Genomic DNA, 778 nt, shown 5'->3' with positions numbered 1-778 from the left:
GCCTGGACGGACCCATTCCGCCGGTCCACGCCACAGCCCCCGTTCCCGCTCCCGTCCCCGGTAACTCCCCTCAACCCCCTGCCCGTTGGGACGAACTCGCCTCCGCCGGTACCCCCGCTCGCCGTGGCCCCGCCACCGCGCTGGCCGCCGAGCGGGCGCGGCAGGTGCGGATGACTGTCGTCGGGCCCGTCACCGAGCGGTGGGCGCCTGAGCAGGCTGTGCCGGTGCATGAGAACTGGCAGTTGGCCGCGCCGATCGGGCCCGCGACCGACCTGTGGGCGCTCGGGGCGCTGCTCTTCCGGGCCGTACAGGGGCATGCGCCGTATCCGGAGGAGACGACCGCCGAGCTGGTGCAGCTCGTGTGTGCGGAGCCGCCCGCCTTCGCCGAGGAGTGCGGGCCGCTGCGGCCGATCGTGGAGTCCCTGCTGCGGCAGGACCCGACCGAGCGGCTCGACTTCGAGGAACTGCGGGGCTGGCTGCGGTCGTTGGTGCGTTCGGCGCCCGAGCCCGAGGCCGGTACCTACGTCGTCGCCACCCCGCCGACCGACCCCCGGCGGCTGCCGATCGTGCGGCGGCGCGGCGAGTTGGTGCGCAGGCGGCGGGCCGGGCTGCCCGCGACCAGTCCGCACGGCCGGCACAAGCGCGCGAAGGAGGAGGTCGGCGGGTCGCCGCGCCGACTTGGCCGGACCCTGCTGATCCTCGTCTTCCTGCTGCTGGCCGGCGCGATCGCGTACGCCATGCTCTTCATGCCCAAGTCCGGGGAGAACACCGGGGCGGG

The 778-nt window shown here is 74.9% G+C and carries 1 pseudogene; it reads left to right on the top strand.

What is annotated here, in order from left to right:
* Positions 1-778, top strand: a pseudogene (locus ACNFOC_RS54815) (protein kinase); the annotation flags it as partial.

The organism is Streptomyces colwelliae, from assembly GCF_048158785.1.
Taxonomy (GTDB): domain Bacteria; phylum Actinomycetota; class Actinomycetes; order Streptomycetales; family Streptomycetaceae; genus Streptomyces.
The sequence above is the reverse complement of the archived record's forward strand: the minus strand, read 5'-3'. Positions and strand labels throughout refer to the sequence as shown.